At 71.9% G+C, this 17665-nt stretch carries 21 protein-coding genes; 5 read left to right on the top strand and 16 right to left on the bottom strand.

Annotated elements, in window-relative coordinates:
* Positions 1 to 21 precede the first annotated feature (21 nt).
* Positions 22 to 1092 (bottom strand): SGNH/GDSL hydrolase family protein, encoded by a 1071-nt coding sequence (locus OC490_RS03520; protein ID WP_262056236.1) that lies wholly within the window; start codon positions 1090 to 1092, stop codon positions 22 to 24.
* 147 nt (positions 1093 to 1239) lie between these two features.
* Between OC490_RS03520 and OC490_RS03515 the strand changes: the two genes are divergently transcribed.
* Entirely contained in the window at positions 1240 to 2631 is a 1392-nt protein-coding gene (locus tag OC490_RS03515; RefSeq protein ID WP_262056235.1) for a cystathionine beta-synthase, read from the top strand.
* A 404-nt stretch (positions 2632 to 3035) separates the two neighbouring features.
* Here the strand turns inward: OC490_RS03515 and OC490_RS03510 are convergent, their stop codons facing one another.
* The 7 genes from OC490_RS03510 to OC490_RS03480 all read right to left on the bottom strand — a co-directional run bounded on the left by OC490_RS03510 (position 3036) and on the right by OC490_RS03480 (position 9200).
* On the bottom strand, positions 3036 to 3464 hold the full coding sequence (locus OC490_RS03510; protein ID WP_262056322.1) for a hypothetical protein: 429 nt from the start codon (positions 3462 to 3464) through the stop codon (positions 3036 to 3038).
* 19 nt (positions 3465 to 3483) lie between these two features.
* Complete coding sequence (locus OC490_RS03505; RefSeq protein WP_262056234.1) at positions 3484 to 5073, bottom strand: SulP family inorganic anion transporter; 1590 nt, start codon at positions 5071 to 5073, stop codon at positions 3484 to 3486.
* 56 nt (positions 5074 to 5129) lie between these two features.
* A complete protein-coding gene (locus tag OC490_RS03500; protein WP_262056233.1) occupies positions 5130 to 5798 on the bottom strand; it encodes a carbonic anhydrase in 669 nt (222 codons plus the stop codon).
* 109 nt (positions 5799 to 5907) lie between these two features.
* On the bottom strand, positions 5908 to 6843 hold the full coding sequence (locus OC490_RS03495; RefSeq protein ID WP_201054441.1) for an ABC transporter substrate-binding protein: 936 nt from the start codon (positions 6841 to 6843) through the stop codon (positions 5908 to 5910).
* 13 nt (positions 6844 to 6856) lie between these two features.
* Positions 6857 to 7519, bottom strand: coding sequence for an ABC transporter permease (locus tag OC490_RS03490; protein WP_262056321.1), 663 nt, complete (start codon positions 7517 to 7519; stop codon positions 6857 to 6859).
* Entirely contained in the window at positions 7519 to 8160 is a 642-nt protein-coding gene (locus OC490_RS03485) for an ABC transporter permease (RefSeq protein ID WP_019066704.1), read from the bottom strand. The genes OC490_RS03490 and OC490_RS03485 overlap by 1 nt, the downstream gene beginning before the upstream one ends.
* Positions 8157 to 9200 carry an ABC transporter ATP-binding protein gene (locus OC490_RS03480; protein ID WP_262056232.1) on the bottom strand — a complete coding sequence of 348 codons (1044 nt, stop codon included), beginning with the start codon at positions 9198 to 9200 and terminating at the stop codon, positions 8157 to 8159. The genes OC490_RS03485 and OC490_RS03480 overlap by 4 nt, the downstream gene beginning before the upstream one ends.
* A 141-nt stretch (positions 9201 to 9341) precedes the next feature.
* Between OC490_RS03480 and OC490_RS03475 the strand changes: the two genes are divergently transcribed.
* On the top strand, positions 9342 to 10874 hold the full coding sequence (locus tag OC490_RS03475) for an aromatic amino acid ammonia-lyase (RefSeq protein ID WP_262056231.1): 1533 nt from the start codon (positions 9342 to 9344) through the stop codon (positions 10872 to 10874).
* Complete coding sequence (locus OC490_RS03470; RefSeq protein ID WP_262056230.1) at positions 10871 to 11779, top strand: MurR/RpiR family transcriptional regulator; 909 nt, start codon at positions 10871 to 10873, stop codon at positions 11777 to 11779. The genes OC490_RS03475 and OC490_RS03470 overlap by 4 nt, the downstream gene beginning before the upstream one ends.
* A gap of 81 nt (positions 11780 to 11860) precedes the next feature.
* On the opposite strand, the gene OC490_RS03465 is transcribed toward OC490_RS03470, so the two are convergent.
* The 3 genes from OC490_RS03465 to OC490_RS03455 form a co-directional block, all read right to left on the bottom strand.
* Entirely contained in the window at positions 11861 to 12103 is a 243-nt protein-coding gene (locus tag OC490_RS03465; protein WP_262056229.1) for a hypothetical protein, read from the bottom strand.
* A gap of 78 nt (positions 12104 to 12181) precedes the next feature.
* Entirely contained in the window at positions 12182 to 12481 is a 300-nt protein-coding gene (locus OC490_RS03460) for a TMEM175 family protein (RefSeq protein ID WP_262056228.1), read from the bottom strand.
* Positions 12478 to 13020 carry a hypothetical protein gene (locus OC490_RS03455; protein ID WP_262056227.1) on the bottom strand — a complete coding sequence of 181 codons (543 nt, stop codon included), beginning with the start codon at positions 13018 to 13020 and terminating at the stop codon, positions 12478 to 12480. The genes OC490_RS03460 and OC490_RS03455 overlap by 4 nt, the downstream gene beginning before the upstream one ends.
* On the opposite strand from OC490_RS03455, the gene OC490_RS03450 reads away from it, so the two are divergent.
* Positions 12910 to 13164 carry a hypothetical protein gene (locus OC490_RS03450; protein WP_262056320.1) on the top strand — a complete coding sequence of 85 codons (255 nt, stop codon included), beginning with the start codon at positions 12910 to 12912 and terminating at the stop codon, positions 13162 to 13164. The genes OC490_RS03455 and OC490_RS03450 overlap by 111 nt on opposite strands.
* A gap of 125 nt (positions 13165 to 13289) precedes the next feature.
* Positions 13290 to 13883 carry a hypothetical protein gene (locus OC490_RS03445; RefSeq protein ID WP_262056226.1) on the top strand — a complete coding sequence of 198 codons (594 nt, stop codon included), beginning with the start codon at positions 13290 to 13292 and terminating at the stop codon, positions 13881 to 13883.
* A gap of 7 nt (positions 13884 to 13890) precedes the next feature.
* On the opposite strand, the gene OC490_RS03440 is transcribed toward OC490_RS03445, so the two are convergent.
* The 5 genes from OC490_RS03440 to OC490_RS03420 all read right to left on the bottom strand — a co-directional run bounded on the left by OC490_RS03440 (position 13891) and on the right by OC490_RS03420 (position 17613).
* Complete coding sequence (locus OC490_RS03440) at positions 13891 to 14265, bottom strand: hypothetical protein (RefSeq protein WP_262056225.1); 375 nt, start codon at positions 14263 to 14265, stop codon at positions 13891 to 13893.
* 22 nt (positions 14266 to 14287) lie between these two features.
* Positions 14288 to 14800, bottom strand: coding sequence for a roadblock/LC7 domain-containing protein (locus OC490_RS03435; RefSeq protein ID WP_262056224.1), 513 nt, complete (start codon positions 14798 to 14800; stop codon positions 14288 to 14290).
* Between the two features lie 34 nt (positions 14801 to 14834).
* The gene (locus OC490_RS03430; RefSeq protein WP_262056223.1) at positions 14835 to 15656 is read right to left on the bottom strand and encodes a transcriptional regulator; all 822 of its coding nucleotides are present in this window, start codon (positions 15654 to 15656) and stop codon (positions 14835 to 14837) included.
* The gene (locus OC490_RS03425; protein ID WP_262056222.1) at positions 15653 to 16051 is read right to left on the bottom strand and encodes a hypothetical protein; all 399 of its coding nucleotides are present in this window, start codon (positions 16049 to 16051) and stop codon (positions 15653 to 15655) included. The genes OC490_RS03430 and OC490_RS03425 overlap by 4 nt, the downstream gene beginning before the upstream one ends.
* A 182-nt stretch (positions 16052 to 16233) precedes the next feature.
* Positions 16234 to 17613 (bottom strand): diaminopimelate decarboxylase, encoded by a 1380-nt coding sequence (locus tag OC490_RS03420; protein ID WP_262056221.1) that lies wholly within the window; start codon positions 17611 to 17613, stop codon positions 16234 to 16236.
* Positions 17614 to 17665: the final 52 nt, after the last annotated feature.

The raw sequence follows: 17665 nt of genomic DNA, 5'->3' as shown, positions 1-17665 counted from the left end.
CCGCCCCCTGGACCCCCGGACCTATGCCCACCCACCACCCGTCTCGGTAGGCCGAGAAGTCGCCGAAATGGGCGAAGGCACCGGCGAGACCTCCTGCACCCGCCTCCTCTTCCGCCGCTTCAGCAACGCCCACGGACCCCTCGGCCCGGTCGGCATCGCCGCCGTGACCTCCGTGCCCGGCTCCGATGCCGCCTCCGCAGCCGCTCGTGCCACCGGCAGGAAACCCTCGCGGCGGGACGCGTCCGGGCGGTCCTCCTCGGCCGGCCAGAGGCCCAGCGCGGCGCAGACGGTCGGCAGGACCGCCATCGCCGCCGTCGCGTAGCCCTCCGCCGAGGGGTGGAAGTTGTCCGGGCCGAACAGCTCGCGCGGGTTGGCCGCGAACTCGGGGCCCAGCAGGTCGCCCAGCGACACCGTGCGCCCGCCCTGTTCGACCGTGCCGATCGTCTGGGCCGCCGCCAGCTGCCGGGAGGCCCGGCGGGCCAGCCAGCGCAACGGCTGCTGGACCTGCTCCACCGTCCCCAGGTCGGGACAGGTGCCGACGACCACCTCGGCACCGGCCGTGCGCAGCCGCCGTACCGTCGCCGAGAGGTGGCGGACCGATCTGGTCGGGTGCATGCGGTGGGTGACGTCGTTCGCGCCGATCATGATCACGCAGACGTCGGGCACCCGGGAGGTGTCCGCGAGGGCGAGGGCCACCTGGCGGTCCAGGTCGTCCGACTGGGCGCCCGGGAGGGCCACGTTGCGCAGCTCGACCGGGCGTTCCGAGACCGCGGCCAGGCCCGAGGCCAGCAGGGCTCCCGGGGTCTGTGCCGCCCGGTGCACGCCCTGCCCGGCGGCCGTGGAGTCGCCGAGCATGGTCAGCCGCAGCGGGGGTTCACCCGGGGTGTCGTAGACATGTCCGTACCGGCCGTCGGCGCTCGGCACATGGTTGCTGCCCGCGCCATGGCCGTTGCCCACATGGCGTTTCACGAAGCGGACCTCGGCCAGCACCAGGCCGACGGCCGCAGCGCCCACCAGTCCGACCCCGCCACCGCCGTACGCCGCACCGGCCGCGATCCGCCGGGCCACCCGCGCCCTCGACATCCTCGTCATACGTCGCCGCCACCTCCTCGTAGCCGTCATCCACTCCTTGCCCCGAACAGCACGTGGCCCAATCTCAACAGGCGGTGAACGGCATTTACGGGCCTTAGGCTGGCAGGACCAATCACCACCACTTCTTTGCAGCAACCGGAGACAACGGTGCAATTCCACGACTCGATGATCAGCCTCGTCGGCAACACCCCGCTGCTGAGGCTCAACAGCGTGACCGCGGGCATCCAGGCGACCGTTCTCGCCAAGGTGGAGTACTTCAACCCTGGCGGCAGCGTGAAGGACCGCATCGCGCTGCGCATGATCGAGGCGGCGGAGAAGAGCGGGGAACTCCAGCCCGGCGGCACCATCGTCGAGCCGACCAGCGGCAACACCGGCGTCGGCCTGGCCATCGTGGCCCAGCAGAAGGGGTACCACTGCATCTTCGTGTGCCCCGACAAGGTGTCCACCGACAAGATCAACGTGCTGCGCGCGTACGGCGCCGAAGTCGTCGTCTGCCCCACCGCCGTGGACCCCGAGCACCCGGACTCGTACTACAACGTCTCCGACCGCCTGGTCCGCGAGACGCCGGGCGCCTGGAAGCCCGACCAGTACTCCAACCCCAACAACCCGCTCTCCCACTACCACTCGACCGGCCCCGAGCTCTGGGAGCAGACCGAGGGGAGGATCACCCACTTCGTGGCGGGCGTGGGGACCGGCGGCACGATCTCCGGCACCGGGCGCTACCTCAAGGACGCCAGCGACAACAAGGTCCAGGTCATCGGCGCCGACCCCGAGGGGTCCGTCTACTCCGGCGGCTCCGGGCGGCCGTATCTCGTCGAGGGCGTCGGTGAGGACTTCTGGCCGACCGCCTACGACCGGACCGTCGCGGACGAGATCGTCGCCGTGTCCGACAAGGACTCCTTCCAGATGACCCGCCGCCTCGCGAAGGAGGAGGGGCTGCTCGTGGGTGGCTCCTGCGGGATGGCCGTCGTCGCCGCGCTGCGAGTCGCCGAGCGGCTCGGACCGGACGACGTGGTCGTGGTCCTGCTCCCCGACAGCGGGCGCGGGTACCTGAGCAAGATCTTCAACGACGAGTGGATGGCGGACTACGGCTTTCTGGAGGACGAGGGTCCCAGCGCCCGCGTCGCCGACGTCCTCAACGACAAGGTGCACGGCGCCATCCCGTCCCTCGTGCACATGCACCCGGACGAGACGGTCGGCGAGGCCATCGAGGTGCTGCGCGAGTACGGCGTCTCGCAGATGCCGATCGTGAAGCCGGGCGCCGGTCACCCGGACGTCATGGCCGCCGAGGTCGTCGGCTCGGTCGTCGAACGCGAGCTGCTGGACGCCCTGTTCACCCAGCGGGCCTCCCTCTCCGACCCGCTGGAGAAGCACATGTCGGCCCCGCTGCCGCAGGTCGGTTCCGGTGAGCCGGTGGGCGACCTGATGACCGTGCTCGGCGCGGCCGACGCGGCGATCGTCCTGGTCGAGGGCAAGCCGACCGGTGTCATCAGCCGGCAGGACCTGTTGTCCTTCCTCGCCAAGGGCGGGAAGCAGTAGCAAACGTCCGGTGAACGGGCCGTGCCGGCGGCGACTTTGCGGTTGCCCACCGAATCGGTGGACTTCGCGGAAGTGGTACGAGCGCGTCACGTCCACGCAGCACCCGCTTAACACGGGTACGGCAGATTAGTGGGTGTCGGCAGGGCGGGAGCGGCTCCCCGCCTCGCCGACACAAAAACGGCGTCACGGACCTCCGGAGCGGCTCCCGGACCTCCACCGACGCCCTGGACGCGCCAGCCTGGCCCTGACCCGGCCCGCGTCCCTCGCGGGGACCGCCGTCGTCCCGCCCTCCCGGCAACGGGGGGTGCGGCGGTCCCCGCGCATAGCTTTTTTCCCGTTTCGGGCACCCGCTACTGGTGCCGCCGCTTGGGGGCTGCGCCCCCAACCCCCCCCGACAGAGCTGCTCAGTCCTCCCAGTCACTGTCCTGCGAGGACTTGTGGCGTCGGCCGCCGAAGAGCCCGGGGTTGATGCGGGCGGCCTGGACGGCGTTGACGCCGACGATGCCGACCCAGGCCACCAGCAGGCCGGGGAGGTGGGCGATGCCGCCGCCGATAGCGGACAGCGGGATCGCCAGCACCATCGAGACGATGCCGAAGCCGAAGCGCTCGCCCCAGGAATCGGTGGGCTTCGGCCCCCGCGTGCCCCGGGCGACCACCATCTGCTGCTCGGCCATCTGCCGGCGCACCCGGCGCTCCACCGCGCCGTCGATGCGCTGGTCGACCTTCTCCAGGAACGAGTCGACCAGCGCCGACTCGTACTCGTCGCCCAGCTCCCTGCGCGCCTGCAGGGTGGCGTTGAGTTCCTTCTTGAGTTCGGCGTCGTGCGAGTCCATTCCCGTCATGCGACTCAGATTAGGGAGCGGTCGCGCCCGCTGCACTGGGGATAGCCCCCCTGTTGGAAGTCGGGTTCACCGGGAGCACCCCCAGCGACTCCAGCACCCTGCGGTGACCGCCCTCCACACCCGTGATCTGCACCTCGATACCCCGGTCGCGGAGCTCGCCCACCGCCTCCTTCAGCGCCAGCGCGCCCGTCGCGTCGACCGCCGTGAGGCCGGACAGCCGTAGGTCCACGGCCGTCACGTCCCGCACGTCGGCCAGGCTGCGGCGGAAGCGGTGGGCGGCGGCGAAGAGGAGGGGGCCGTCGAAGTGGTACGTCACCGTGCCTGCGGCGCCCGGGAGTTGGGCCGGAGTCAGGCGGGTGCCGCGCATCGCCGCGCGCAGGGCCAGCAGGATCGAGACGGCGAGGCCGATCAGGACCGCGCGCACCAGGTCGAGGGCGAGGGTGCCGGCCGCCGTGAGGACGAGGACCAGGGCGTCGCCGCGCGTCGAGCGGGCCATCGCGCGGACCGCGTCCGTCTCCACCATGCGGACCGCCGTCGCCAGCAGCACTCCGGCCAGTGCGGCCAAGGGGATACGGCCCACCAGCGGGGCCGCGACCGCGACGATCCCGGCGAGGATCACGGCGTGCGCGAGCGCGGCGAGGCGGGAGGCGGCGCCGGTGCGGACGTTGACCGCCGTCCGGGCGATCGCGCCCGTCGCCGGGACGCCGCCGAAGAGCGGGGCCGCGAGGTTGGCGATGCCCTGGCCGAAGAGTTCCTTGCCGGGGTCGTGGCGCTCGCCGGGGCGCATCGCGTCCGCGACGGAGGCGGAGAGCAGGGATTCCAGGGCGGCCAGTGCCGCTACCGCTGCGGCGGGGAGGAGCAGGGTCGGGACTCGGGACACGTCCAGGAAGGCGAGGGAGGGGGCGGGGAGCGAGGACGGGAGGCTGCCGAGGCGGGTCACGTGCAGGTGCAGGGCCTCGGCCACGACGGTCGCCACGCCAACTGCCGCCAGGGAGAAGGGAACCGTCGGTTTCCAGCGCGCCCCGGCCAGCATCAGCGCGGCCGAGCCGAGGGCGAGGAGGAGGGCCGCCCAGTGCGGGGTCGCGTCGAACTCCTCGGCCGCGCGGGCCGCGACCACCGCCACCTGGTCACCGGCCGGCGTGGGCACACCAAGCGCCGACGGCACCTGCTGGAGGCCGATCACACACGCGATGCCGATGGTGAAACCGGCGATCACCGGTGCGGGGACGTACGCCATCGCCGTTCCGGCGCGGGCGAAGGCGAGCACGAGGAGCATGAAGCCGGAGATCAGCCCGACCGTGAGGACGCCGTTCGCGCCGTACTCGTGGACGATCGGGACGAGGACGACCGTCATCGCGCCGGTCGGCCCGCTGACCTGGCGCGCGGAGCCGCCGAAGAGCGCGGCGAGCGAACCGGCGACGATCGCGGTGATCAGTCCGGAGGCCGCCCCGAGACCGGACGTGACGCCGAAACCGAGGGCGAGCGGGAGCGCCACGACGGCGACCGTGAGGCCGCAGAGCAGGTCGCGGCGCGGGGCGCGGGTCATCGTGCGGAAGTCGGCGGGGGAGGGCAGGACGGAGAGCACGCCGTTCATGGGCATGGGCACAGGTTTCTCTGCGGTGGGGGGAACGTGCTTACGGAGGTGGGGAGTTGGGGTTACGGCAGCAGGGTCACAAGGCCCGTGTCGAGGTCGAAGCGCCCCGCCACGACATGCGCCGGAGCGAAGGCGGGGTCGGCGCGGATGGCGTCCCTGACCCAGGCCGTGTGGGCGGTCATCGTGTGCTCGGCCCAGTCGCCGGGCAGTGCCCGGGTGCGGCGGGCGGCCGGGGCGATCTCGTCGACGAGGAGCGCGAGGTGTCCGGGGACGGGGGCGCCGGTCTCCAGGTGCGCGAGGGTCGCCGCCACCGCCCCGCAGCGCTCGTGGCCGAGCACCAGCACCAGGGGGATGCGCAGTTCCTCGACGCCGTACTGGATGGACGCGAGCACCGCCTCGTCCAGGACCTCGCCCGCTGTCCTTATGCACAGCAGGTCGCCGAGGCCCTGGTCGAAGACCAGCTCGGGCGGCACCCGGGAGTCGACGCAGCCGACGATCACCGCGAACGGGTGCTGTGCGGTGGCCAGTTGATGGCGCAGCGGGCGGCTCTCGTCGGGGTGGCGGGAGTGGCCGCCGGCGTAACGGCGGTTGCCGTCGAGGAGTTCGGCGAGGGCTGCGGGGGCGGTGGTCGGGTGGGGGCGGGTGCCGATGGCGGCGGTGGCGGTCGTGGGGACGGTGGCCAGCGCGCCGACGGCGGTGGCCGTCAGAAAGGCCCTGCGGTTCGAGGCCATGCGGTTCCTCAGGTGGTGAGCGTGAACTCACCCTACGCATGCGATCAGTTACCGAGAGTACTGATTTAACGACACTTGACTGATCCCTCGTCAGATCATCAACGGGTCATTACTTCGTGATGCCGTGCTGCTTCGCGTACGCGTTCGCCACGTCCTCCGGGTCCTTCTTGTCCTTGTCCACCTGGCGGTTCAGCTCGGTGAGTTGGGCCGTGGTGAGCAGGTTGCCGAGGCTCGCGAGGGCCTTGCGGACCGTGGGGTCGGCCACCCGGTCGGCGATGAGCGGGACGATGTGCTGACTGGGGATCAGGGTCTTGGGATCGGTCAGCACGACCCAGTCGTTGGCCTTGATGTCGGTGTCGGTGGTGAACAGATTCGCCACGTCCACATCGCCCTTCTTCAGCGCGCCCTTCACCAACGGCCCGTCGGAATCAAGGGACTTGAACTCCTTGAACTCCACGCCGTACACGTCCTTCAGTCCTACGACGCCCACCTGACGGGTCTTCACCTCGGCGGAGGCGCCCAGGGTCAGCTTGCCGTTGTGCTTCGCCAGGTCGGCCAGCGTGACGAGGCCGTACTTCCTGGCGGTCTCGCGGGTGACGACGAAGCAGTCCGCGTCCTCGGCGATGCCGTAGGGCAGGACCTGGAGGCCGGAGGGAAGGGCGAGGGTGAGGGCGTTCTGCATCTCGCCCGCCTCCGCGACCTTGGACTTGGGCTGGAGGTAGGTGAGCAGGGAGCCCTGGTACTCGGGGAGGAGGTCGATGTCGCCGCTCTTGAGGGCGGGGAAGACGATCTCGCGGGTGCCGAGGTTGGGGCGGACCTTGACCTTCACGCCGGCCGCTTCGAGGGCGGCGGCGTAGAGGTAGCCGAGGACCTGGTTCTCGGTGAAGTTGGCGGTGCCGATGGTCACGCCGTTCTTGCTGGAGGCGCTGCCGCCGCCGGCGGAGCCCCCGCCGTCGAGCGAGGTGACACCGCTGGAGCACGCGGACAGGACGGGGACGGCGACGGCCGTTCCGGCGAGGGCGCCGAGGAGGGTGCGACGGTTCATGGCGTGGGTATCCCTAGGCGGTGCGGTGGCGGAAGAGGAAGCGCTGGAGGGTGGACAGGCCCAGGTCCAGGACGATGGCTACGACGGCGACGAGCACCGCACCACCGAGCACCTGCACGAGGTCGCGCTGGGCGAGTCCGTCGAAGACGAAGCGGCCCAGGCCGCCGAAGGAGACGTACGCGGCGACGGTGGCCGTGGAGACCACCTGGATGAGCGCGAGCCGCAGGCCCGTCATGATCAGGGGGAGCGCCAGCGGCAACTCGACCTGGAAGAGGACCTGGTGGCCGCGCATGCCCTGCCCGCGTGCCGCGTCCTTCACGTCCGGGTCCACGGCGGTCATGCCGGCGTAGGTGTTCGTGACGATCGACGGGACCGCGAGGGCGACCAGCGCGATGTACACCGGCCACATGGACAGGCCGCTGGCCAGGAAGACCAGGACGACCAGGCCCACGGTCGGCAGCGCGCGGCCGAAGGAGGCCAGGTTGATCGCGAGGAACGCGCCCTTGCCGGTGTGCCCGATCAGCAGGCCCAGCGGGAGGCCGATCGCGGCCGCGATGAGGGTCGCCAGCAGCGAGTACTGGAGGTGCTCGGCGAGGCGGTGCGCGATGCCGTCCGTGCCGGCCCACTGGGAGCCGCTGGTCAGCCACTTGGCGAGGTTCTTGAAGAGTTCGTACATCAGGCTCGCCGCCTCTTCCACGGGGTGAGTACGTACTGGAGGCCGACCAGGGCCGCGTCCGCGACCACCGCGAGCAGCAGGGTGAGGACCACGCCCACGATCACCGGCGTCGGGAAGTCGCGCTGGAAGCCGTCGGTGAAGAGCTGGCCGAGGCCGCCGTCACCGATGTAGGTCGCCACGGAGACGAGGGAGATCGACATGACCGTGGCGATGCGGACGCCCGCCATGATCACCGGGAGCGCGAGGGGGAGTTCGACGGTGAGGAGCGTGCGCAGGGGGCGCGTGCCCATCGCCTTCGCGGCCTCTTTCGTCTTCGCGGGGACGGAGTCCAGACCCTCGACCGTGTTCCGCAGCAGCACGACCAGCGTGTAGACCGTCAGGCCGATCACGGTGGTGGTGCGGGTGAGGCCGCTGATCGGGAGCAGGAGCACGAAGATCGCGATCGACGGGATCGTGAAGAGCACGTTCGAGAGGCCGAGCAGGAAGCCCCGGAGCGGGCGGACCCGGTGGGCGACCACGGCCAGCGGGAGCGAGATCAGCAGGCCGAAAAAGACGGCGGTCATCGCGGCCTGGAGATGCGAGAACGTGAGGCTGGTCAGGTCGTCGGTGTGGTCGCCGATCCACGACCAGTCGACGCTCATGCCGCCACCCGCGCTTCGGCGTGCGCCTGGCCCGCGTGCGTGTGGATGTCGTCGCGGGACGAGACGCCGGTGAGGACACCGGCCGCGTCGACGCGGGCGATCAGGCCGTTGGGGGAGGCTACGGACTCGTTGAGGGCCGCGAGCAGGGAGTCGCCGTCCTGGAGCGGTCGTACGGGGATCTCGGCGCCGTCCGTGGCTTTGGTCGCCCAGTGGAGCGGCTTGCGCGCCTCGTCGAGTACGAGCGTCCAGGTGCCGCCCTCGGGGGCCGGGCCCTGCGGGACGTCCGCGAGGGTCTTCAGCGAGAGCAGCTTGAGACCGCGCTCGGCGCCGAGGAAGTCGGCGACGAAGTCGTCGGCCGGGCGGGCGAGGAGTTCGGCGGGGGCCGCGCACTGGACGAGGTGGCCGCCGGTGCGGAAGATCGCGATGCGGTCGCCGAGCCGTACGGCCTCGTCGATGTCGTGCGTGACGAAGACGATGGTCTTGTTCAACTCCTTCTGCAGACGCAGGAGTTCGTCCTGGAGCTGGGTGCGGACCACCGGGTCGACGGCGCCGAAGGGCTCGTCCATCAGCAGCACCGGCGGGTCGGCGGCGAGCGCGCGGGCCACGCCGACGCGCTGCTGCTGGCCGCCGGAGAGCTGGTGCGGGTACCGCTTCCCGGCGTCGGCGGCGAGGCCGACGGTCTCCAGGAGTTCGGCCGCGCGGGCCCTGGCCTTCTTCCGGCCGTGGCCCAGCAGGAGCGGCACGGTGGCGATGTTGTCGAGGACCGTGCGGTGCGGGAAGAGCCCCGACTGCTGGATGACGTACCCGATGGAGCGGCGCAGCTCGGCGGCGTCCTGCTGGGTGACGTCCTTGCCGCCGACCTTGATGACGCCCGAGGTCGGGTCGATCATCCGGTTGATCATCCGAAGGGTGGTCGTCTTGCCGCAACCGGAGGAACCGACCAGTACGGTGACCCCGCCTTCCGGCATCTCCAGAGAGAGGTCGTGAACTGCTGTCGTGCCGTTGGGGAAGCGCTTGTGGACCGCGTCGAACTGGATCATGAGTTGTCCCTTGCCCGGCTGTATAACGTCATGCAGAGTTCTCGGTGTCTGAATAGTTTGTCAATGTCTCCGCGTTAATCCGAGGTAACGGATGCCCGGCAGGCAAGATCGAGTGTCCTGATTGAGGGGAGTTTGGACCATATGTCGTCTCAGATCGCGGACGCGGCGGATGCGATGGTGTCCGGGAGCTCCGACCTCGTCGTCCTCGACGGGGTCGGCTTCGGGGTCGCCGATGTCGTCCGGCTCGCCGACGGGGACGCCCGGCCGGTCCCCGGCACCGACGCGATGAAGCGCGCGGCCGAGTCCTGGGACGCGGCCCGCCAGATCGCCGCGACCGGTCGCGTCTACGGCCGCTCGACCGGCGTCGGCGCCAACCGGAACGAGGACGTGCCCACCGAGGCCGCCGCCGAGCACGGGCTGAGGCTGCTCCGCAGCCACGCCGGCGCGATCGGCGACGAGCTTCCGGCCCGGGAGGTGCGGGCCATGCTCGCCGTCCGCGCCAACCAGCTGCTCGCAGGCGGCGCGGGACTGCGGCCGACGGTCGTCACCGCGCTCTGCGAGGCGCTGGAGAGCGGGGTGTATCCGGCCGTCAACGAGTTCGGGTCGGTGGGGACCGGGGACATCGCCGCGCTGGCCCAGGTGGGGCTGGCTCTGGTGGGGGAGAGGTCCTGGCGCGGGACGGGCCGGGATTCGGTCGGCGTTCCCGAACCCCAACCCCTCGACAACAACGACGCGTTGGCGCTCATCAGCAGCAACGCCCTCACCCTCGGGCAGTCCGCCCTCGCGCTGCACGAGCTGCGCGGGCTCATCGGTGCCACCCAGGTCGTCGGCGCGCTCTCACTGCTCGCCGTGGACGGGTCGCACGAGCCGTTCGCCGCGCCCGTGCACGCGGCCCGTCCGCACCGGGGATCGGTCGAAGTCGCCCGCCGGATGCGGGAGTTGATCGGTGCCGCCGACCGGCCCACCCCTCCCCTCGGGCGGATCCAGGACCCGTACGGCTTCCGGTGTCTGCCGCAGATCCACGGGCCCGCGCACGACGCGGCGGACGCGCTGGAGGAGGTCCTCGCGATCGAGATCAACGCGGCTGCCGAGAACCCCTTCATCTCCGCCGAGGACATGACCGCCTACCATCACGGCGGCTTCTACCAGGCCCAACTCGCCCTCGCCCTGGACCACTTCAGGCTCGCGCTCACCCAGGTGGCCCGGCTCTCGACGTCCCGGCTCTCCTCCCTCAACGAGCCCTCGTTCACCCGCCTCAAGCCCTTCCTCGCCGACAACGAGCCCGCCTCCTCCGGCGTGATGATCCTGGAGTACGCCGCCGCAGCCGCCCTCGGCGACCTGCGCGCGTTCTCGGCTCCCGCCTCGCTCGGGCACGCTGTACTCTCCCGGGGCGTCGAGGAACAGGCCAGCTTCGCCTCGCTCGCCGCCCGTCAGACACTGCGCGCCTGCCGCGCGTACCGTCTCGTCGTGGGCTGCGAACTCGTCGCCGCCGTACGGGCGTTGCGCCAGCGCGACCTGCGGCCCGAGCCGGAACTGCCGGTCGGCCGCGCGCTGGAGCTGGCCGAATCGGTGCTCGACGACGAGACGGCGGACCGGCCGCTCACGGACGATGTGACGGCGGCGGCCGGACTGCTGGACCGGTTCACCGAGATCTGGAGGGGGAGCACGTCATGACCGTGGATGGGAGCCTGGAAGAGACGGTGGACGGAAGCCTGGAGGGGACCTTGGACAGGAGTACGGGTGTGACCGACAGCCCGGCCGCACGACTGCAGACGCTCTTCGAGGGGCACCGGCTCACGCCGACCCAGCGGCGTATCGCGCACAGCATGGTGCGGCGCGCCGCCGAGGTGCCGTTCCTGTCCAGCGTGGAACTCGCCGAACTCGCCGGTGTCAGCCAGCCCTCCGTGACCCGCTTCGCGGTCGCCCTCGGCTTCGACGGCTACCCGGCGCTGCGCAAACACCTCCGCGAGGTCGCGCCCGCCGAGTCCGTCACCGACACGGCGTCGTACAACGAGTACCAGCAGGCCGTAGAGGCCGAGATCGAGAACCTCAGGCACCTCGCCGAGATACTGGCCGACCCCCGCCCGGTCGCCAAGGCGGGCCGGCTGCTCGCCGCCTCCCGCCCGCTGCCCGTCCTCGGGCTGCGCGCGGCGGCCTCCCAGGCGTACGGCTTCGCGTACTTCGCCGCCAAGGTCCATCCGGACGTACGGCTGCTCAACGAGGGCGGCACGATGATCCACGACCGGATCGACGCGGCCGTGAGGGCCGGTGCCACCGCCCTGTTGTGCTTCGCGCTGCCCCGGCATCCGCGCGAGGTCGTGGACACGCTGGCGTATGCGCGCGAGGCGGGTCTGACCGTCGTCACCGTCGCGGACTCGGCGTTCGCGCCGGTCGCCAAGGTGTCCGACCTGCTGATCCCGGCGGCCGTCGGCACCGGCCTCGCTTTCGACACGGCGTGCGCGCCGATGCTGCTGGGCCGGGTGCTCCTTGAGGCGATGTGCGACGACCTGCCGGACGCGCAGGCCCGGTTGGAGGAGTTCGACGTGCGGGCGGCGGCGCGGGGGCTGTTCGTGGAGTGACGGGGTGTCCGGTCCCGCGTGTGCGGGTGTGGTTCCGCGTCGGGGCCGCCCGGGTCGTGGTTGCCGGGCGGCCCCTTCCCGTCAGCTGACGCGGCGCAGGATCTTCTGTGTCACCGGCAGCAGCGCCCAGCACAGGGACGCCCAGTGCGTGACCAGGGCGACGGGGATCGAGACGGCGAAGGTCACGATCGTCGCGTCCACCCAGGCCAGGGTCTCGGCGATCACCGCGCGCGGGGCGTCCGGGCGCAGCAGCCCGGACCTGCGCAGATCCGCGACGGCCAGCCGGAACGACAGGCTGGTCAGGGCCTGGCCGGCCGCGTACACGATGAACTGGATCCGGAACGCGTCCGCCTCGCTGGTCAGCAGTTTCGTCGTGAACGGCGTGACGACGATCAGCAGCAGTCACAGCAGGTTCCAGCGGATGGCCCCGCCGGACAGCCCGGTCACGTACCGGAAGAGACGCTGGTGCAGCATCCACTGCAGGGCGATGGCCGCGAAGCTGACGAGGAACGCGAAGTACTCCGTCAGGTGCTCGCGCAGGAAGTGCTGCACGCCCGAGTCGGCGTGCGCTTCCGCGCCCGGGACCGGCAGTTCCAGGGCCAGCAGTGTGATGGCGATGGCCGCCACCGCGTCCGAGAAGTAGATCAGCCGCTCCGGACTTGCCGGTTCGATCCGCTCGGCCGGTTCGACCGGTTCGGTCATTCCGTCGTGCGCGCTCGTGCCATCGCCTGTCCGGCCGCGGCCGCGGCCTTGGCTCGGGCGGCGTAGCGGCCGGAGAGGACGAACGGGACGACGAACGCCAGAACCTGGACGGTGACCAGCGGCGCGGTCGCGGAGTGGTCGTAGTGGACCACGAAGGCGCAGGCGAGCGCGCCGAGGGTGAACGCGGCTGCCCATATCGCCGTCAGGACCATGTTGACCCGGATGAACCGGGGCGCGTGCCAGAACTCCTGCGGCACCTCGGCCCGGGCGAAGGCCAGGGTGAAGGGGCGGCGCACGGCGAGCGAGGCCAGGGCCGTGGTCGCCAGGGTGGCGTTCGCCAGCGCGCAGATCCAGTTCCGCAGACCCGACGCCGGGTCCGCCAGCGCGACGACGGCCATGACCACGAAGAAGGCGCAGGTGGCGGCGCCCTGCTCCGCGTCTTCTTCCTGTGGACCCTCAACAGCGGCGAAGGCGCCGCGTATCTGGAGAAGTTCGCCGACCACAACCACGCGCGGCTCACGGCGCTGCAGGCCATCCACGACAACGCGCAGTGGGTGGGCGACCCCGTCCAGGTCTGCGGCTGGCTCATGCTCGAATACGGCCTGCGGGGTTCCGAGACCGCCGAGCAGTGGGCCCGCTGGGCCGCCGGAGAGCTCACCGAGCGCCTGGACACCCCCTCCTGACCCGGGGAGAGGGCCTCTCATGACCCGGGGACAGGGCGGAAAAGCCCGTTCTCAGACTCGTCTCACGTTCGCTCACTAGTGTCGCGGCCCGACGGAACTGTGCCGGGACGACCAGGAGGCAGGACGTGGCACGCGGAGATCGCAGAGTCCAGGGGCTGGCCCGAGTGGCCGTCGTCGTACGGGCCGGAGCCGCCCCGCTGTGGTGGTTCGGGGTGCTGGCGGCGGGTGTCGGCGTGCTGCTGCCCGGCATCACCGGGCGCCGGATCGGGGTGCTGGCCGGGGCCGCCCTGTTCGTCATCGCGGCGGCCGTGGTGACGTACTCGCGCCGTAGGCGCTACACCGCCCTCGCCCGTGGCGCCGCCCGGGCCGGCAAGCACGATGTGCTCCAGGACCGTGCGGTGTCCGTACGCAACTGGCGCCGTGCGCACCGCTGGTGGCTCGTCCTCGCCTTCGCGCTCGCGCTGGGCAGCGGGTTCGCCGTGCCGGCGGCGGGCGGCATGCTGCTCGCCGGGGCCGGCACGGGCCTGCGGCTGAAGGCCGCCTGGCTGGGGCGCCGGGAACGGGCCGACGACGCACTGCTGTGGATCCGCGTGGACTGGCTGGACAAGCGGGGCGGTGCCCCCGCCGGCAAGCCGGTCAAGGGCTACCGCTCCACCGGCATCGCCGCGGGCGACGCCACCCCGGGCGGGGCGCGCCGCCGCGGCGACGTGTACGCGTAGCCAGGCGCTACACCTCCAGGTCCAGCTCGATCTTCTTCAACTGGTGCCGGGCCATCGCCAGGTTGCTGCGGCTGGCGTCCAGCACCAGGTACAGGAACAGGCCGTTGCCGCCGCGGCCCTTGATCAGCCGGATCAGGTGGTACTGGCTCGACAGGGTGATCAGGATGTCCTCGATGTCGCCCTTCAGGCCGAGGTGCTCCATGGTGCGCATCTTGGCGCGCACCACGTCGGTGTTGCCGGCGGCGGCGACGCCGAGGTCGAAGGTCTTGCTGCCGCCCATCGTGCCGAGCGCCATACCGCTGGTGTAGTCGACGAGCGCGACTCCGGTCGCGCCCTCGATGGAGGTCAGCGCCTCTTTGAGCGAGGTTTCGGTGTTGGCCATGACAGTGCTCCCTTGGGTCCGTTCAACTTTCCGTGGTGGTGCGCGCGTTGGTCGTTGCGGTGGTGCGTGGTGCGCGCGCCGTTCTCGTTCGTGCGGTGGTGGCTTTGGTGGGCGCCTTGACGGGCGCCGCGTCGGCCCGCTCCTCGGCCTCGGCCGTCGCCGCCGCCTCGGCGTCGACCAGTTCCCCGATCCGGGCCCCCGCGCGGCGGCCCTCCAGCAGCAGCCGGCCGACGTTCACGCGGTCCTGGGCGAGCACGGTCAGCACGGCGCCCCGGCCCGCCGCGTAGGTCGCGACATAGCCGTAGACCCCGCGCACGAGCAGCTCGCGGAAGTCGCCCTGCCCGGTCGCGTCCGCCATCCGTACGGCCACGCCCAGCGCCGTCACGGTGAGCGCCGCGACCCGCTCCGGCTCGACGCCCGGGGTGTCCTGCGCCAGCACGAGACCGTCGACGCCCGCCGCGAGCGCCCCCGTCAGCTGCGGCACCCGGGCTCTCAACCGGCGCAGCTCGTCCAGGATTTCGGCCTCGGAGGCCATCGGCTCTCTCCTCTCGGCGCGTGCTCGCTGCCACTCAAAGGGCCTCCAGCGCATCCCTGAGCCTCTTCAGCAATGTGATGTCGGGGTCGGTGACGTCGGGCGGTGGCATGACGGCGGGCGGCGCGGGCGGCCGGGGCGAGACGAGCCCCGCCGACACCAGCCGCCGGACGTCCAGCAGCGTGGGGTACGCCCGCCGGCCCAGCAGCCGCGCGATCTCCGGCGCCGTCCGTACCCCGTCCACCTGCGCCAGTACGGCGGCCTGCCGGGCTGTGATCGGCGGGGGCGCGGCGGGGTCGGCCCGCATCAGCGGCGCGCCGTCCGTCGCCGCGTCCGGCCAGACGCGGTGCAGCAGTTCGCGGCGGCGCTGCGTCTCGCGTTCCAGTGCGGCCACCGGAACCGGCCGCACGGAGCCCAGCGGATGCGTGACCCCGTACCGGAAACGCCCCGGGGTGCTGCTCGGCGCGAGCACGAAGTACGCCGCGTCGTACAACGCCCCGAGCTGGCACAACTCCAGCGCGCCCGCGCCGATCAGGCCGCCGTCGAGCAGCAGCCGGGTGGTGGCGTGCCGGTCGTCGGTCGCGTTGGCGGCGGCCTCCCAGGCCTCGGTGCGCAGGGTGCCGTGCGCGGTGAGGAGCAGGTCGAGACCGGGGGCGGACGGGCTCTCGGCGTGCACCACATGGCCCGCGACGAGATGCAGACTGCCGCGCTCGCGGACGAGGACACCGGTGGCCTCCTCCGCCGCGAGCCGGGTCAGCATCGGCGACACCCCGCCCCAGGCCCGGTCGACGGCGGCGGCCTTGTCCCGCACCGGCAGCCGCGGCGGCGGGGTGGTCGGCGTGGTCCTGAGAGCGGTCATCCCAGCACCAGCCGTCCCGCCATCTCGCCGAGCCGGATCCGGGCCAGCGCGAGATTGCCCTCCGTGCGGGCCAGCCACAGATGCAGGAACACACTGCTGTCGAACGACGTCCGCACGAACCGCAGCACGTGATAGCTGTCCCGGTTGCTGACGATCAGATCCTCCAGCGGAGGATCGTCGGCCTCCTCCCCGTCCTCCGCGTCGGACGCGAACGCCCGGTGCTCGGCCGCCAGCCGCGCCAGCTCCGCGGCCTCGGCCGCACTGGCCTCCTGGTCACCCCCGGGCGACTCTCCTACGACGCCCAGGGCCAGCCCGCTGGTCCAGTCGACCAGCGCGGCGCCCCGGGCACCGGGCAGTCGCATGGCCTCCAGTAAGCACTCGTCGATTCCGGGCACCGTGGCTCCCCTCCCGCCTGCGGTTCGGCTGAGTGACGACGAAGCTACGCACCGTGCGGCCGAGGGGTGAGGGATCTGGCATTTTCCAGTGGGACATGCCTGGAGTGACTAAGGTGGGTCAACTGACCCCGTTTTCACACCAGTTGCGTGAGCCAGTTGAACCGCGCGCCGACCGGCGTGCGTCAACGGCGCCCGGGTGCGCGCAGGGTGGTGAGCGCCGCGGCGTGCGCCCCGCCGGATTCGGCCACGATCTCCGCCACCGTCTGCGGCTTCCGCACGGTCGCGAACGCCACACCCCCGGCACCGTCCTGAACGAACCCGTAAATGCCGGGCCGGGCAAGGGAGTTGTAGGCGTAGTGGGCCGCGAAGTAGTACGCCCCGGTGTCCAGCGCCGCCGCGTGGTCACCCTGCTCGAGCAACGGCAACGCCTGCCCCTCGGCCAGCAGATCCCCCGCGAAGCACGCGGGCCCGGCGACGTCCTGCACCACGACCGCCCCCGACTTGGGCCGCCCCTTCCCGTCGTAGGCGGCGATCCGCAGCGGCCACGACTGCGGCGCGTACACCGTCCGCGTCGCCACCTGCACCCCCGCGTGCGTGATCGCGATCGGCCGCCCGCCGGCGCTCTTGGTGTACTCGACCCGGGCCACCACCGTCCCCTGCTTGGCCAGCAGCGACCGCCCGAACTCGGTCACCAGCCCGTACCGCCCGTCGAACAGCCCCGGCACCGTCTCCTTGAGCAGCCGCGCGTACTCCGCGTACGTCGGACTCGTCGCGTCCGAGCCGAAGTTGACCCCGAGCCCACCGCCGATGTCGAGCGTGTCGATCTGCCACCGCCCGAGCCGCGCGTTGATCTCCTCCGCCAGTGCGTACGTCTCCCCGACGCCCCGCGCCAGCAGTTCCAGCGGGATGCCCTGCGACCCGGTGTGCGCGTGCAGCCGGGTCAGCCACGGCCGCTCGGCGAACGCCCGCACCACCCACTCGCGCGCCCCCTCGTCCCGCAGTGCCACCCCGAACTTCGAGGTCGCCGTAGCCGTGGAGAGCGCCGCGATCGACCCGCCGCCGATCTGCGGATTGACCCGGATCCCGAGCGGCGAACGACTGCTCGCCGACCGCATCAGCCCGTCGATCCGTTCCAACTCCTGCGGATTGTCGACGTTCACCGCGATCCCCAGCGCGAGCGCCTCCCGCAGCTCCGCCGGCGTCTTCGCGGGCGCGTCGAGCACGGTCCGCTCCGGCCGTACGCCCGCCGCCCGCGCCAGGGCCAGCTCGCCCGGGCTCGCCACCTCCGCCCCGATGCCCTCCTCGCGCAGCAGCCGCAGCACCGGCACGAGGGGACTCGCCTTGACGGCGAACGCGTGCAGCACCGGTGTCCCGGGCGCCGTCACCTCGTCGAACGCCGCCCGCAGTGCCGCCGCCGACTCCCGGATGCCGGTGACGTCCAGCAGCGCGGCGATGGGGGACTCCGGCCCCAGCAGCCCCTGTTCGACGGCGGCCCGCACCGCCTGGTCCCGGCGCGCGGTCCGCTCGGCGCCGTCCGTGTGACCCTGGTGTACGTCGTTCACTGCGTCCCCCGTCGTGTCGTTGCCCGTGGTCGTTACATCCAGCCAAACATCC

The organism is Streptomyces sp. STR69 (genome assembly GCF_024519455.1).
In the GTDB taxonomy this organism is placed as follows: domain Bacteria; phylum Actinomycetota; class Actinomycetes; order Streptomycetales; family Streptomycetaceae; genus Streptomyces.
Note: the sequence above shows the minus strand (reverse complement) of the source record. Positions and strands in the feature narration are given on the sequence as shown.